Origin of the sequence: Ideonella sp. A 288 (genome assembly GCF_002198735.1) — a bacterium.
Lineage (GTDB): Bacteria > Pseudomonadota > Gammaproteobacteria > Burkholderiales > Burkholderiaceae_C > Pseudaquabacterium.
Genome location: NZ_MWLO01000139.1, coordinates 179258 through 192499, shown reverse-complemented (window position 1 = coordinate 192499; position 13242 = coordinate 179258). Strand labels below are relative to the sequence as shown.

Sequence of the window (13242 nt, the reverse complement as noted above, 5' to 3'; positions counted from 1 at the left end):
TTTGCCGACGCGGCCGATGCGCTCGAGCACCTCTCGGCCGAGGCGCAGCAGCACATCGACCGCCTGGTGGTCATTGCCATCGACCCCGGGCACGGTGGTGAAGACCCCGGAGCGATCGGCCCCACCGGCCTGCGCGAGAAGGATGTGGTGCTGGCCGTGGCGCTGGCCTTGCGGCAGCGGCTGAACAGCGTGCCGGGCATGCGGGCGATGCTCACCCGCGATGGCGATTACTTCGTGCCCCTGCACGAGCGCGTGCGCAAGGCGCGCCGGGTGCAGGCCGACCTGTTCGTGTCGATCCACGCCGATGCCTTCATGAAGCCCGAGGCCCGAGGCGCATCGGTGTTCGCGCTGTCCGACCGCGGCGCCACCAGTGCCGCGGCACGCTGGATGGCGCAGCGCGAGAACGCCGCCGACGCGGTGGGCGGCCTCAACATCGCCAACGGGCAAGACCCGCAGGTCGTGCGGGCGATGCTCGACATGAGCACCACCGCGCAGATCAAGGACAGCCTGCGCATCGGCCGCGAGGTGCTCGAGCGCATCGGCCGCGTCGGCAAACTGCACAAGCGGCGGGTGGAACAAGCCGGCTTCGCGGTGCTGAAGGCGCCCGACATCCCCAGCATCCTGGTCGAGACCGCCTTCATCTCGAACCCCGACGAGGAAACCAAGCTGCGCGACCCGGCCTACCGCCGAGAACTGGTGGAAGCGCTGTTCACCGGCATCCGCCGTTACTTCGCGCGCAACCCGCCGCTGGCGCGGCAGCGCATGCTGTGAAACGACCTACGCCGCGGTGTCGCCACCGCGGTGTCGGGTCCGGGCAAGGTCTTGCGACGGGTCAGCCGATGCGCGTCGAGCGCCGCCGGCGCAGGCCCGCGCCGAGAGCCACCAAACCCAGTGCCATCATCGACAGCGTCGAGGCCTCGGGCACCGGTGCCGGCGCCGACAGGCCGGCGTAGTCGACGGCCAGGCCGGAGTCGTAGGCCGAATCGCCCCAGTTCACCACCCCCGCTTCGACGCGGTAGGTGCCGCCGGCCGAGAAGCTGTAGTGCGACTGCAACCAACCGGTGTAGCCGCAACCGTCGGCGTTGTCCTTCCAGCAGGTGCCGTTGGAAAAGACCAGCGGCGACCAGTCGATCGGATCGGCCACGGTCTTCGAGTTGAACGCGAAATCCTTGAAGCCGACGATCATCTGGTCGGGGTCGAACTCGCTCTTGTCAACCACGTCACCGGGAATGATCTTGCCCGAGCTGGAGTTGGTGCTGCGGGCGATGAACAGCCAGGCCACCAGCGAGGCATCGGCCGCGTTCACGACACGGCCCCAGGCGTAGTCGTCGTAGCCCTTGCCGTCGGTCGACACGAAGTTGAACTGCATGTCGAGCGTGTCGCCCGGGTTGGCGGTGAAGCTGCCCGAGATCAGGCGCGAGCCGTTCTGCTCGGTGCCGGCGCCGCGCGAGTTGGCGTCCAGCGCCACGGGCGACAGGCCCGTCGCGGCCGACTCGGCGGTGGACACGTAGGCGTAACGCGCATTGCCCAGCGGCGACAAGGTGATGTCGCCGTCCTGTGTCAGGCTGCCGCAGATCCCGTCGCAGGCCCAGCTCGAAAACGCCGCAGGGGGCACCACGCCGACGGCCGACGCCGGATGCGAGCACAGTGCCACGACGGCCGCAGCGGCCAGCTTCAGGTCGAACGATCCGGGGAGTGTCATGCGGAAGAACCGGTGGGCGGCAGGCGGGTGGTGCAGACGGGTGGTGCAGACGGTGTTGCGCCGGCATGGCGCGACCGTCCGCAAGGGCAAGCTAAGGTCTGCTCAGCCGAACCCGGCACGGCACACCGTGGCGCTCGGCAGTCTACAAGGCAGCGACATTGGCCCGGCCGCACAGCAACCCGCGAATGCGGGGGGCGGGCGACACCTTGATTTGCGCTCGCTCAAGGACCTTCCAATGCGTGCCTGATCGGCACCGACCCGTTGGCACCTGGCACCCGCCGGATCGGGCGCGGCGACGCTCAGCCCAAGGCTTGCGCTCGCCGTGCCCGCCAGGCGCCGAACAGGATCAGCAGCCCGGGCAGGATGACCATGGCCCAGATGATCTTGCTGAGGTTCGCATTCACCCAGGGGATGTTGCCGAACAGGTAGCCGGCGGTGACCAGGCTGCCCACCCACAGCGCGCCGCCGGTGACGTCGTAGAAGGTGAACTTGCTGCGCGTCATCTGTGCCACACCGGCCACGAAAGGCGCGAAGGTGCGCACGAAGGGCATGAAGCGCGCCACCACGATGGTGATGCCGCCATAGCGCTCGTAGAACGCGTGGGCCTGGTCGAAGGCCTTCTTGTTGAACCAGCGCGACTGGTCCCAGCTGAAGACCCGTGGGCCGACCGCACGGCCGATGGCGTAGTTGGTCTGGTTGCCGGCCACGGCGGCCACCAGCAGCAGCGCCATGACCAGCGGGTAGCTCATGAGCCCCGCGCCGGCCAGCGCCCCGACCACGAACAGCAGCGAATCGCCTGGCAGGAAGGGCATCACCACCAGGCCGGTCTCGACGAAGATGATCAGGAACAGCAGTGCATACACCCAGCCACCGTAGGCGTCGACGAATTCCTTCAGGTGGCGATCGACATGAAGGACGAAGTCGACCAGCAGCATCACGGTGTCCATCCGAGGGATTATGTGCGGCGCCGGAGGCCGCTTCGGCGGGCCCCGGATAATCCGTGCCATGTCCCACGCCCCGCGCCGCCCGATCCGTGAATTGCCGGACGAACTGGTCAGCCAGATCGCCGCAGGCGAGGTGGTCGACCGGCCCGCGGCGGCCGTGCGCGAGCTGGTGGACAACGCGCTCGACGCCGGCGCCACCCAGGTGACGGTGCGGCTGTCGGCGGGTGGCGTGCGCAGCCTGGTGGTCGAGGACGACGGCAGCGGCATCCCGGCCGACCAGCTGGTGCTGGCGCTGCGCCGCCACGCCACCAGCAAGATCGGCAGCCTGCACGACCTGGAGTCGGTGGCCACGATGGGCTTTCGCGGCGAGGCACTGGCGGCCATCGCGTCGGTGTCGGAGCTGTCGATCACCAGCCGCACGGCCGAGGCGCCGCACGCGTCGCGGCTGGACGCGCGCAGCGGCGAGCTGCAGCCCGCGGCCCGTGCCGTCGGCACCACGGTCGAGGTGCGCGAGCTGTTCTTCGCCACGCCGGCGCGGCGCAAGTTCCTGAAGTCCGATGCCACCGAGCTGGCCCACTGCCTGGAGTCGCTGCGCCGCCATGCGCTGGCCCGGCCCGACGTGGGCTTTGCGCTGTGGCACGACGGCCGGCTGGTCGAGCAATGGCGCCGCAGCGACGCCGCCCAGCGCCTGGCCGACGTGCTGGGCGAGGGCTTCGTCGCCGCCAGCCGCGCGCTCGAGGCCACGGCCGGCGCGCTGCGGGTGAGCGGCCGCGTCGGCCTGCCCGATGCGGCGCGGGCTCGCGCCGACCAGCAGTATGCCTATGTCAATGGACGTTATGTTCGCGATCGCCTGATCGCCCACGGTGCGCGGTCGGCTTTCGAGGACGTGCTGCACGGCCAGCGCCAGCCGAGCTGGGTGCTGTTCGTCGAGATCGACCCGCTGCGCGTCGACGTGAACGTGCACCCGACCAAGATCGAGGTGCGCTTCCGCGACGGCCGCGAGGTGCACCAGGCGGTGCGGCATGCGGTGGAGGCCGCGCTGGCGCTGTCGCGCGCACCGGCGGCCGGCAGCGTGCCCGACAGGGACGGCCCGGCCCCGTCGACCCCGCTGCGCGAGTTGGGCCCGCCGGCGTGGCTGGCCCGGCCGGCCGGGCAGACCAGCCTGGGCCTGCAGGACCTGGCCACGCTGTACGCGGCCGAACCCGCCCCCCGCTGGGCGGCCGACCGCACCCACTCGCCCGCCGGCGCCTGGGGCGCCGCACCGGGAACCGACCGGTCCGGCGCGGCCCCTGGCCAGGCAGACGTCGACGCTGCGATGGGGCCCGGCCCCGGCGCACCCCAGGCCGCGACGACGGCCACCGACACCGCGCACTGGCCACTCGGCCGCGCGTTGGCCCAACTGGCCGGGGCCTACGTGCTGGCCGAGAACACGCACGGCCTGGTGCTGGTGGACATGCACGCGGCGCACGAGCGCATCGTCTACGAACGGCTGAAATCGGCCCAGGGCGATGCGGCGATGGCCTCGCAGCCGCTGCTGATCCCGGCCACCTTCTCGGCCACGCCCACCGAGGTGGCCACCGCCGAGGCGCAGGCCGACACGCTGGCCGCGCTGGGGCTCGACGTGGCGCCGCTGTCGCCCGGCGTGCTGGCCGTGCGGGCTCGGCCGGCCGCCCTGACCGATGCCGACCCGGTGGCCCTGGCCCGGTCGGTGCTGGCCGAACTGGCCGAGGTCGATGGGTCCACCGTGGTGCTGCGGGCCCGCGACGACCTGCTGGCCACGATGGCCTGCCACGGCGCGGTGCGCGCCAACCGGCAGCTCACCGTGCCGGAGATGAATGCGTTGCTGCGCGACATGGAGCGCACCGACCGCGCCGACCAATGCAACCACGGCCGCCCCACCTGGCGCCAGATCACCCTGAAGGAGCTGGACAGCCTGTTCCAGCGCGGCCGATGACGCCCCGCCTGCCGGCCGCGGTGCGCCCGGTGTGGGCAGGGGCGCGGGCCGCCATCACCGACAATAGCCTGCCATCCCGCCTCGGCGCTGCAATCGCCGGGCTGCCGGCCGGCGCCGAGGTGGCGCAGGCGGCAGGAGCCGATGGCGACGCCAGCACCGTGGCGATCGCCCGCACACCCCACCTGGCCAGGGCCGCCCGGCGCGGACCCTTCGGCATCCAGGCCCTGCACCGGCCCGGCCTGCGGCTCGGTGCGCGGGCCGCCTCCCAGGTGGCCACGCCCGGCCGCCGGCTCCACTGACGAACGACGCCCATGACCCCCACCGATTCCCCCGAAGGCGTGCGCCTGTCCAAGGTGATGGCCGAACGCGGCCTGGCCTCGCGCCGCGAGGCTGACGAATGGATCGAGGCCGGCTGGGTCACGGTGAACGGCACCGTGGCCGTGCTGGGCCTGCGCGTGCAACCCGACGCGGTGATCGACATCGACCCCGCGGCCCGGCTGCAGCAGGCGCAGCGCGTCACCGTGCTGCTGCACAAGCCGGTGGGCTACGTGTCGGGCCAGGCCGAGGACGGTCACCTGCCGGCCAGCGTGCTGGTCACCGCCGCCAACCGCTGGGCCGAAGACCACACGCCGACCCGCTTCCACCCCGGCCAGCAGCGCGGCCTGGCGCCGGCCGGCCGCCTCGACATCGATTCCACCGGCCTGCTGGTGCTCACCCAGGACGGCCGCATCGCCAAGCAGCTGATCGGCGACGACAGCCGCGTCGAAAAAGAGTACCTGGTGCGCGTGGTGCCGGCCCAGCCCGGCCCCTGGACGCCCGACAAGATCGCCCTGCTGCAGCATGGCCTGTGGCTCGACGGGCGCGAGCTTCGCCCCGCGCGGGTCAGCTGGGCCAACGAAGACCAGCTGCGCTTCGTGCTGCGCGAGGGCCGCAAGCGCCAGATCCGCCGCATGTGCGAGGCGGTGGGCCTGCAGGTCACCGGCCTGAAGCGCGTGCGCATCGGCAGCGTCGTGCTGGGCAAGCTGCCGGCCGGGCAGTGGCGCTACCTGCGGCCCGACGAGCGCTTCTGATGGGCCGTTTGTGCTCGCGTTCGTGGCGCAGCGGCCGAGGGCGCCCGTGACCCCGACGGCGCCGATGACGCCGGGCATGGCCGCGCTGATGCTCGCCCTGCTGCTGGGCCTGCAGCCGGTGACCACCGACATGATGCTCACCGCGCTGCCCTCGCTGGCGGCCGACCTGCACGCGCCGATGGCGCCGGTGCAACTGACGATGTCGGCCACCATCCTGGCCTTCGGCCTGGCGCAGCTGGTGTGGGGCCCGGTGTCCGACCGCTTCGGACGCCGCACCATCATGCTGCTGGGCCTGGTGGCCTATGCGGCGGCCAGCGCCGGCGCGATGCTGGCCGCCAGCATCGACACGGTGATCGGCTGGCGCGCGCTGCAGGGTGCGTCGATGGCCGCGGCGGTGGTGGGCGCGCGGGCGATGATCCGCGACCTCTACGAGCCGCACGAAGGCGCCGGCGTGATGGCCCGCGCGCTCACCGGCCTGGGCTTCATCGCCATCGCCTGCCCCCTGCTGGGCGGGCTGCTGGTGTCGGCCTTCGGCTGGCGCGCGGCCATCGCCACGATGGCCGCCTGCGGCGCGGCGCTGGCCACGCTGGTGGCGCTGCGCCTGCCCGAGACGGTGCGCCAGCGCGACCCCAACGCCACGCGCCTGGCGCCGCTGCTGCGCCAGGTGGGGGCCACGCTGCGCCACCCCGCCTTCCGCGCCTGGACGCTGCTGGTCAGCTGCACCTACGGCGCGCTGTTCGTGGCGCTGGCCAGCTCGGGCATCGTGCTGATCCAGGTGCTGCACCTGCCGGAAGCGCTGGCCGGCGCGCTGCTCAGTCTGATGGGCGTCAGCTACATCGCCGGCACGCTGCTGTGCCGGCGCTGGCTGCCACGCCACGGCCTGGCCGGCAGCGTGGCGCGCGCCGCCGGCTTCTCTCTCACCGCCGCTGCGGCGCTGGCCCTGGTGGCCGCGCTCGACCTCCGCTCGGCCTGGGCGCTGATGGTGCCGATGTGCCTGTTCGCCGTGGGCCACGGCGTGCACCAGCCCTGCGGCCAGGCCGGCGCGGTGGCGCCCTTCCCGCACGCGGCCGGGCTGGCGTCGGCCCTGGCGGGCTTTGCCCTGGCCTTGGTGGCCGCGGGCATCGGGCTGTGGCTGGGGCGCGCGCTCGATGGCAGCGTGCGGCCACTGGCCCTGGGCATGGCGGTCGGCGCCGGCAGCAGCGCGCTGGTGGCCTGGACGCTGGTGCGCTGGCACGGCGAGCCGCCGCGCGGCCCGGCGCACCAGGCCGTGGCCAGCCCGGCATGATGCGCCGCATGAGACCACCGCGATGACCCCACGCACCCTCTGCCTGGCCGGCCCCACCGCCAGCGGCAAGAGCGCGCTGGCGATGGCCCTGGCCCAGCGCTGGCCGCTGGAGATCGTCAGCGTCGACTCGGCCATCGTCTACCGCGGCATGGACATCGGCACCGCCAAGCCCACGCCGGCCGAACAGGCGGCGGTGCCGCACCACCTGATCGACATCCTCGACCCCACCGAGGCCTACTCGGCGGCGCAGTTCGTGGCCGATGCGCGGCGGCTCATCGCCGAGGTGCATGCGCGCGGCCGCCATGCGCTGCTGGTGGGCGGCACGATGCTGTACTTCAAGGCCCTGACGCAGGGGCTGGACGCCATGCCACCGGCCGATGCCGACCTGCGCGCCGCCCTCGACGCCCGCGCCGGCGCCGAGGGCTGGCCGGCGCTGCACGCCGAACTGCAGCGCGTCGACCCCGTCACCGCGGCGCGGCTGGCGCCGAACGATGCGCAGCGCATCCAGCGCGCGCTCGAGGTGTTCCAGCTCAGCGGCGAGCCGCTGTCGGCGCTGCAGGGCCGCGGCGGCACGCCGGGCATGGCGCTGCCGCTGCTGTCGCTGGAGCCCACGTCGCGCGCCTGGCTGCACGAGCGCATCGCGCAGCGCTTCGACGCCATGCTGGCCGCCGGCCTGCTCGACGAAGTGCGCGTGCTGCGGGCGCGCGGCGACCTGCACCCCGGGCTGCCGTCGATGCGCTGCGTGGGCTACCGCCAGGCCTGGGCCGCGCTCGACGCCGACCGGCTGCCGCCGCTGCGCGCGCAGGGCATCGCCGCCACGCGGCAACTGGCCAAGCGGCAGCTGACCTGGCTGCGCTCGATGCCGCAGCGCACCGTGGTGGCCTGCGACGCTGCCGATGCCGCCGCGCAGGCACTGGCGCGGGCCGAGCAGTTGCTGGCCGGGCAGGTGCCGGCGTGACCGATCCGCTGCTCCGCGTCGAGGGCCTGTGCAAGGCCTACGGCGACACGGCGGTCTTCGCCGGCGTGTCGCTGGCGCTGGCGCGCGGCGAGTTCGTCGCGCTGCTCGGCGAATCGGGCGTCGGCAAGTCGACGCTGCTGAACTGCATCGCCGGGCTCGACGACGCCGATTCGGGGCGCCTGGTGCTCGACGGCCAGGACGTGCGCGCGATGCCCGAGCCGGCACGCGCCGCGCTGCGCCGCACGACGCTGGGCTTCGTCTTCCAGGCCTTCCACCTGCTGCCGCATCTGTCGGTGGCCGAGAACGTGGCCCTGCCGCTGCGTTTGCTGGGCAAGCCGGATGCCGCGCGGGTGCACGATCTGCTGCAATCGGTGGGACTGGGCGGCCTGGGCGAGCGCACGCCGGCGCAATTGTCGGGCGGCCAGTTGCAGCGCGTGGCCCTGGCGCGCGCGCTGGTGCACCGGCCGCTGCTCATCCTGGCCGACGAACCCACCGGCAACCTCGACCCCGGCACCGCCGAGCGCATGCTCGACGTGCTGCAGGCCCAGGTTCGGCAACAGGGCGCGGCCTGCCTGCTCGTGACGCATTCCTCGGCCGCCGCCGCGCGTGCCGATCGGCGCCTGCGCCTCACGGCCACAGGCATCCAAGATTGATGCCCGACAAGCGCGGCGGCCGCATCGGGTCTAGAGTGCAGGCACCATGCCCACCGAGCTCTACCACCAAGACGGACACAGCTGCCTGATGTTCCACGACCTCTGCGATGTCGGAGGCGAGGCGGTACAAGCCAACCAGTTCCTGATCGTCGACGACCACACCGGGGCCATCATCGATCCCGGCGGCAACCTGGCGTACAACGACCTGTTCATAGGCGTCACGCGGCACTTCCCGCCCAACAAGCTGAGCGCCATCCTGGCCTCGCACGCCGACCCCGACATCGTGGCCTCGCTCGACCGCTGGACCACCTCGACGCAGGCCAAGATCTACGTCTCCACGCTGTGGGAGCGCTTCCTGCCGCACTTCTGCAAGCCGGGCAAGACCGAGGGCCGCATCATCGGCATCCCCGACGCCGGCATGCGCATCCGCATCGGCCGCCACGACATCGTCGCCTTGCCGGCGCACTTCCTGCACGCCGAGGGCAACTTCCAGTTCTACGACCCGGTGTCGCGCATCCTGTTCTCGGGCGACCTGGGCGTGTCGATGTTGGAGGGAAAGAAGTGCGCCACGCCGGTGCGCGCGCTGGCCGACGTGCTGCCGCACATGGAAGCCTTCCACCGCCGCTACATGGTCAGCAACAAGATCCTGCGGTGCTGGGCCGACATGGTCGAGACGCTGAAGATCGACATGATCGTGCCGCAGCACGGCGCGCCGCTGGCCGGCCCCGCGGTGCAGGAGTTCATCGACTGGGCGCGCGAGCTGCAATGCGGCGTCGATCTGTTCGGCCCGCGCAACTACGTGGTGCCGCGCTGACGGCGTACCGTTGCACCGGTGCAGCAGACGCGCCGCGCCGATTCAGCACAGGCCGATACACCCCGCTCCGGCAGCGCGCTGCTCCGACAGCGCCCTGAAGCACCTCGCGCCGGGCCCGCCCGCCCCTCGCGGCGCGCCCACCGCCGATCGGCTCTACCATGCCCCGCATGTGGCGCCGCCTGTTCCCGCTGTCCCTCGCCGAATGGCGCCACCACCCGTGGCGCCACGGCGTGGCCCTGCTCGCGGTGGCGCTGGGCGTGGCGCTGGCGGCGTCGGTGCAGATGATCAACCACTCGGCGCTGGCCGAGTTCTCGCAGGCGGTGCGCTCGGCCAACGGCGAGCCCGACGTGGTGCTGGCCGCCACCGGCCGCGACGGCCTGGACGACGCCCTGCTCGACGCGCTGTCCGCCGACGAGCAGGTGGCCGCCGCGAGCCCGGTGCTGGAGATCGACAGCCACGCCCGCCGGGTGGGCGCCGCGGCGCCAGCGGCGTCGCAGCCCGGCCCTGTGCGCGTTGGCGTGCGCGTCACCGGCATCGACGCCTTGCAGGTGGCGCGCCTGGCGCCGGCGCTGCTGCCACGGCCGGCCTCGGGCGCCGCGCTCACGGCGGTGCTCGACCCCGGCTCGGCCTGGCTCAACCCGGCCGCGCGGGCGCGGCTCGAAGCGCGCGATGGTGACGTCGTCGAGCTGCAGGCGTCCGACGGCTGGCATGCGCTGCGCGTGGCCGGCTCGGTGGCCGCGGCCGGCGGGCCGATGGTGGTGGTCGACGTGGCGGCGGCGCAGCAGCTGTTCGGCCGCGGCGGGCGGCTGACGCGCATCGACCTGCGCCTGGTCACCGGCGTCGACCGCGAACGCTGGCTGGCCACGCTGGCGCTGCCCGCCGGCGTGCGCGTGGCCGCGGCCGACGACGCGGTGCAGCGGGTGTCGAACCTGTCGCGCGCCTACCGGGTGAACCTGGGCGTGCTGGCGCTGGTGGCGCTGCTGGTGGGCGGCTTCCTGGTCTATTCGGTGGTGTCGCTGTCGGTGGCGCAGCGCACGCCGGCCCTGGCGCTGCTGGGCGTGCTGGGCCTGTCGGCCGGCGAGCGCCGGGCCTGGATCCTGGCCGAAAGCGCGGTGCTGGGCGCCATCGGCAGCGTGCTGGGCCTGGCCTTGGGCGCCGCATTGGCGGCACTGGCGCTGCGCCTGCTGGGCGGCGACCTGGGCGGCGGCTACTTCCCCGGCGTGGCGCCACGCCTGGCCTGGCCGCTGCCGGCGCTGGCCGCCTGTGGCGTGCTGGGCACGCTGTCGGCGGTGGCCGGCGCCTGGTGGCCGGCACGGCAGGCCGAGCGCCTGTCGCCGGCGCTGGCGCTGAAGGGCCTGGGCGGCGCCTCGGCCCGGCCGGTGCCGCGCTGGCCGGCGCCGGCGCTGCTGGCCGGTGGCGCACTGCTGGCGCTGCTGCCGCCGGTGGCCGGGTTGCCGCTGGCCGCCTACGCGTCGGTGGCCCTGCTGCTGGCCGGCGGCGTGGTGGCGGTGCCGCTGGCCGTGCAGGCGCTGTTGGCCCACCGCAGCGCGCCGCAGCCGGTGCTGGCCTGGCTGGCCTGGCGCCGCGCCGGCTACGCCCGACAGACGGCCAGCGCCACGGTGGCCGGCGTGGTGGCCAGCCTGGCGCTGTCGGTGGCCTTGACGGTGATGGTGGCCAGCTTCCGCGAGGCGGTGACCGACTGGCTGGGCCAGGTGCTGCCGGCCGACCTGTATGCGCGCAGCGCCACCAGTGCCGCGGCGGCCGAGCAGTCGTCGCTGCCCGAGGGCCTGCCGGCCGGCGTGGCGGCCCTGCCGGGCGTGGCCCGCGTCGACGCGGCGCGCGTGCTGCCGCTGCCGATCGACCCGCGCCAGCCCGCGGTCACGCTGATCGCCCGCGCGCTGCCCACGCCAGAGCGCCAGTTGCCGCTGCTGGGCGCGGCGCTGCCGGCGCGCGACGGCGAACTGGGCGTGTTCGTCAGCGAACCGGCGGCGGCCCTCCACGGCTGGTCGGCCGGCCAGTTGATCCGCCTGCCGCTGCCCGGCGGCGAGCAGGTGGCGCGGGTGCGCGGCGTGTGGCGCGATTACGCCCGGCAGTTCGGCTCGGTGGCGATGGACCTGGGCGACTACCAGCGGCTGACCGGCGACCGGCGCCTGAACGACCTGTCGATCTGGCTGGCGCCGGGTGCGCGCGTGGAGGCAGTGCGCGAGGGCATGACGGCGCTGGCCGGCCCCGACCACCCGCTCGAATCGGCGGGGACGGCCGAGCTGCGACGCATCTCGCTGGCCATCTTCGACCGCAGTTTCGCGGTCACGCGCTACCTGCAGGCGGTGGCCATCGCGGTGGGCCTGGTCGGCGTGGCGGCCAGCCTGTCGGCGCAGGTGCTGGCGCGGCGCAAGGAATTCGGCCTGCTGGCCCACCTGGGCCTGACGCGTCGGCAGACGTTGTGGCTGGTGACGCTGGAATCGGTGGCCTGGCTGGCCGCGGGTTGCGCCGTGGGCGTGGCTCTGGGGCTGGCCATCGCCGTGGTGCTGGTGCACGTGGTCAACCCGCAGAGCTTCCACTGGACCATGCCGATGCACCTGCCCGGCTGGCGGCTCGCTGCGCTGGCCGGCGTGGTGCTGGCCGCCGGCGCCGCCACCGCAGCGTTCAGCGCGCGGCATGCGGCCTCTCGCCAGGCGGTGCTGGCCGTGAAGGAAGACTGGTGAGCCCGCTGCGGCGCGCCGCCCTGGCGTGGGCGCTGGCACCGTCGGCCTGGGCGGCCGCGGCGGTGTCGACGTCCGACACCTTGGCCGACGACGACACCGTGTCGCCGCGGCGCACGCTGCGCTTCCCGCGGGACCACGGCGCCCACCCCGGCGCCGGCATCGAGTGGTGGTACGCCACCGGCTGGCTGGCCACGTCGGCCGCCGGGGGCGCTGGCAGCGCGCAGGACCTGGTCGGCTTCCAGCTCACCTTCTTCCGCAGCCGCACCGGCCTGGCCCTCACCCTGCCCGGCCGGCTGGCGCCCCGGCAACTGCTGTTCGGCCATGCCGCCCTCACCTGGCCGGCACGCGGCGGGCACCGCCATGCGCAGCGCCACGCGCGCTGGTCGGGCGAGGCGCCGGCCGGCGGGGTGGCGACGGCCGCCGGCCCGCAGGCGTCGACACGGGACACCCGCCTGCGCCTGGGCCCCTGGCAGCTGGACCGCGGCGCCGACGGCGCCTACACGGCCCGGCTGGCGGCGCCGGAGACCGGCTTCACGCTGGTGCTGCGCATGGCGCCGACGCAGCCGCTGCTGCTGCAGGGCGAGGCCGGCTGGTCGCTGAAGGCGCCGCCGGCCCATGCCAGCCATTACTACAGCCAGCCACAGCTCGACACCCAGGCCCGCGTGACGGTGGACGGCCGCGAGTCCACGTTGCAGGGCCGGGCCTGGCTCGACCACGAGTGGAGCGACGGGCTGATGCCGCCGCAGGCAGTGGGCTGGGACTGGATCGGCATCAACCTGGCCGACGGCGGCGCACTGATGGCCTTCGTGCTGCGGACGGCGGACGGCCGCGCGGTGCATGCCGGCGGCAGCCACCGGCCGGCGGGCGGCGCGGTGCGCGCGTTTGCCGCGGGCGAGGTGGCGTTCGAGCCGCTGCGCCAGTGGACGAGCCCGGCCACCGGGGCGCACTACCCGGTGCGCTGGCGCATCGACACGCCGGTGGGCCGCTTCGAACTCGAGGCCCTGCTCGACGCCCAGGAACTGGACAGCCGCGGCAGCACCGGCGCGGTGTACTGGGAGGGCCTGTCGGAGTTGCGCGACACCGCGGGCCGTCGCGTCGGCCTGGGCTACCTCGAGATGACGGGCCGGGGCTCGGCGCTGAGGCTGGGCTGAGGCCCT

The 13242-nt window shown here is 74.0% G+C and carries 12 protein-coding genes; 10 read left to right on the top strand and 2 right to left on the bottom strand.

The window, feature by feature from the left end:
• The coding region (locus tag EOINJALH_RS22010; protein ID WP_199873452.1) for an N-acetylmuramoyl-L-alanine amidase at positions 1–771 on the top strand (771 nt) is incomplete at its 5' end.
• A gap of 61 nt (positions 772–832) precedes the next feature.
• Here EOINJALH_RS22010 and EOINJALH_RS22005 read toward each other — a convergent pair.
• Positions 833–1702: an NF038132 family protein gene (locus EOINJALH_RS22005; protein ID WP_088284117.1), complete on the bottom strand. Its 870-nt coding sequence runs from the start codon at positions 1700–1702 to the stop codon at positions 833–835.
• 299 nt (positions 1703–2001) lie between these two features.
• The gene (locus EOINJALH_RS22000) at positions 2002–2649 is read right to left on the bottom strand and encodes a DedA family protein (protein WP_088284115.1); all 648 of its coding nucleotides are present in this window, start codon (positions 2647–2649) and stop codon (positions 2002–2004) included.
• 58 nt (positions 2650–2707) lie between these two features.
• On the opposite strand from EOINJALH_RS22000, the gene mutL reads away from it, so the two are divergent.
• The 9 genes from mutL to EOINJALH_RS21955 all read left to right on the top strand — a co-directional run bounded on the left by mutL (position 2708) and on the right by EOINJALH_RS21955 (position 13236).
• The gene (mutL, locus tag EOINJALH_RS21995; RefSeq protein WP_234413981.1) at positions 2708–4600 is read left to right on the top strand and encodes a DNA mismatch repair endonuclease MutL; all 1893 of its coding nucleotides are present in this window, start codon (positions 2708–2710) and stop codon (positions 4598–4600) included.
• Complete coding sequence (locus tag EOINJALH_RS21990) at positions 4597–4899, top strand: hypothetical protein (RefSeq protein ID WP_088284111.1); 303 nt, start codon at positions 4597–4599, stop codon at positions 4897–4899. The genes mutL and EOINJALH_RS21990 overlap by 4 nt, the downstream gene beginning before the upstream one ends.
• Positions 4900–4911: 12 nt before the next feature.
• Positions 4912–5670 carry a pseudouridine synthase gene (locus EOINJALH_RS21985; RefSeq protein WP_088284109.1) on the top strand — a complete coding sequence of 253 codons (759 nt, stop codon included), beginning with the start codon at positions 4912–4914 and terminating at the stop codon, positions 5668–5670.
• 46 nt (positions 5671–5716) lie between these two features.
• The gene (locus EOINJALH_RS21980) at positions 5717–6955 is read left to right on the top strand and encodes a Bcr/CflA family efflux MFS transporter (protein WP_234413980.1); all 1239 of its coding nucleotides are present in this window, start codon (positions 5717–5719) and stop codon (positions 6953–6955) included.
• Between the two features lie 22 nt (positions 6956–6977).
• Positions 6978–7913, top strand: coding sequence for a tRNA (adenosine(37)-N6)-dimethylallyltransferase MiaA (gene miaA, locus EOINJALH_RS21975; protein WP_088284105.1), 936 nt, complete (start codon positions 6978–6980; stop codon positions 7911–7913).
• 8 nt (positions 7914–7921) lie between these two features.
• On the top strand, positions 7922–8566 hold the full coding sequence (locus tag EOINJALH_RS21970) for an ABC transporter ATP-binding protein (protein WP_088284146.1): 645 nt from the start codon (positions 7922–7924) through the stop codon (positions 8564–8566).
• Between the two features lie 46 nt (positions 8567–8612).
• A complete protein-coding gene (locus EOINJALH_RS21965) occupies positions 8613–9380 on the top strand; it encodes an MBL fold metallo-hydrolase (protein ID WP_088284103.1) in 768 nt (255 codons plus the stop codon).
• A 167-nt stretch (positions 9381–9547) separates the two neighbouring features.
• On the top strand, positions 9548–12085 hold the full coding sequence (locus EOINJALH_RS21960; protein ID WP_088284101.1) for an ABC transporter permease: 2538 nt from the start codon (positions 9548–9550) through the stop codon (positions 12083–12085).
• On the top strand, positions 12082–13236 hold the full coding sequence (locus EOINJALH_RS21955; RefSeq protein WP_088284099.1) for a lipocalin-like domain-containing protein: 1155 nt from the start codon (positions 12082–12084) through the stop codon (positions 13234–13236). Before EOINJALH_RS21960 ends, EOINJALH_RS21955 begins: the two co-directional genes overlap by 4 nt.
• Positions 13237–13242 lie beyond the last annotated feature (6 nt).

What these genes read in the sequence shown, in the direction of transcription:
- EOINJALH_RS22005 (WP_088284117.1), bottom strand. Translation starts at nt 1,702, where the DNA reads ATGACACTCCCCGGATCGTTCGACCTGAAGCTGGCCGCTGCGGCCGTC.
- EOINJALH_RS22000 (WP_088284115.1), bottom strand. Translation starts at nt 2,649, where the DNA reads ATGGACACCGTGATGCTGCTGGTCGACTTCGTCCTTCATGTCGATCGC.
- mutL (WP_234413981.1), top strand. Translation starts at nt 2,708, where the DNA reads ATGTCCCACGCCCCGCGCCGCCCGATCCGTGAATTGCCGGACGAACTG.
- EOINJALH_RS21990 (WP_088284111.1), top strand. Translation starts at nt 4,597, where the DNA reads ATGACGCCCCGCCTGCCGGCCGCGGTGCGCCCGGTGTGGGCAGGGGCG.
- EOINJALH_RS21985 (WP_088284109.1), top strand. Translation starts at nt 4,912, where the DNA reads ATGACCCCCACCGATTCCCCCGAAGGCGTGCGCCTGTCCAAGGTGATG.
- miaA (WP_088284105.1), top strand. Translation starts at nt 6,978, where the DNA reads ATGACCCCACGCACCCTCTGCCTGGCCGGCCCCACCGCCAGCGGCAAG.
- EOINJALH_RS21965 (WP_088284103.1), top strand. Translation starts at nt 8,613, where the DNA reads ATGCCCACCGAGCTCTACCACCAAGACGGACACAGCTGCCTGATGTTC.
- EOINJALH_RS21960 (WP_088284101.1), top strand. Translation starts at nt 9,548, where the DNA reads ATGTGGCGCCGCCTGTTCCCGCTGTCCCTCGCCGAATGGCGCCACCAC.